Origin of the sequence: Moraxella sp. 179-F 1C4 NHS (assembly GCF_045370505.1) — a bacterium.
GTDB classification, from domain to species: Bacteria; Pseudomonadota; Gammaproteobacteria; order Pseudomonadales; family Moraxellaceae; genus Faucicola; species Faucicola tetraodonis.
This window is the reverse complement of the sequence record NZ_JBIQEC010000064.1, coordinates 1-1,177: the sequence shown is the minus strand read 5'-3', so window position 1 is coordinate 1,177 and position 1,177 is coordinate 1. Positions and strand designations below refer to the sequence as shown.

1 pseudogene is annotated in these 1,177 nt (G+C 40.4%); it reads left to right on the top strand.

The features are described from left to right. Positions 1 to 264 precede the first annotated feature (264 nt). Positions 265 to 1,107, top strand: a pseudogene (locus ACH0AB_RS11810) (iron-containing alcohol dehydrogenase); the annotation flags it as partial. Positions 1,108 to 1,177: the final 70 nt, after the last annotated feature.

Below are 1,177 nucleotides of genomic sequence, written 5' to 3'. Positions count from 1 at the left end.
AAAGGTGTTTGTGGTGAACTTACTTTAGCATGTTGGGCTTCTTTTTTTTATCCTTTCTTATGTCGAATTCAGGTTAAGGTAGGTTAATAGTAGGTAGAGCGCATTGGATGACTGAACTAAAATCAAGTCATAGTGATTTTATAAGAATATATTTTATAAAAATATATTAGTACATCTTATCTAGTTGTAATGATGATAAAAAACTAGGCGTACGAATAAAATTACTATATACCCCTAACATAAAAGATTAAAAGGAATTTAATCATGGCTTATAAGCAAATCTCCGATCAAACCAGTGGCTTTTTTATTCCCTGCGTATCATTATTTGGACCTGGCTGTGTCAAAGAAGTGGGCTCAAAAGCCAAAGATCTAGGTGCTAAAAAAGCGCTTATTGTAACTGACCAAGGGCTGAGCAAAGCAGGTGTTCCAGACATTATCATTAAACATTTAAGCGAACAAGGTATTGATAGCTACGTATTTGCAGGCGCAGAGCCAAATCCAACTGACAAAAATGTCCACGATGGCGTCACAGCGTATCAGGATAACGGCTGTGATTTTATCATCTCATTGGGTGGTGGTTCGTCACATGACTGTGCAAAAGGGATTGGTCTAGTGACGGCAGGCGGTGGTCATATCCGTAACTATGAAGGTATTGATAAAAGTAAAGTGCCAATGACACCATTGATTGCTATCAATACCACTGCAGGAACGGCATCAGAGATGACACGTTTTTGTATTATCACCAATACCGATACCCACGTCAAAATGGCGATTGTAGATTGGCGTTGTACCCCACTCATTGCTATTGATGACCCTCGACTGATGACTGCAAAACCTGCATCTTTAACTGCGGCAACAGGTATGGATGCGCTAACCCATGCGGTAGAGGCGTATGTATCGACTGCTGCAAATCCGATTACAGATGCTTGTGCTGAAAAAGCCATTCGAATGATTCAACAATGGCTGCGTCAAGCAGTAGCAAATGGCGAAAACATTGAAGCGCGTGAGGCTATGAGCTATGCTCAATACTTAGCAGGGATGGCGTTTAATAATGCCTCGCTAGGTTATGTACATGCTATGGCGCACCAGTTAGGTGGGTTCTATAGTAAAAGAAATTAAAAACTACCACAAATCCACATAAAGTAGAAGAATAGCTTATCGATATCATCAAGTCGCC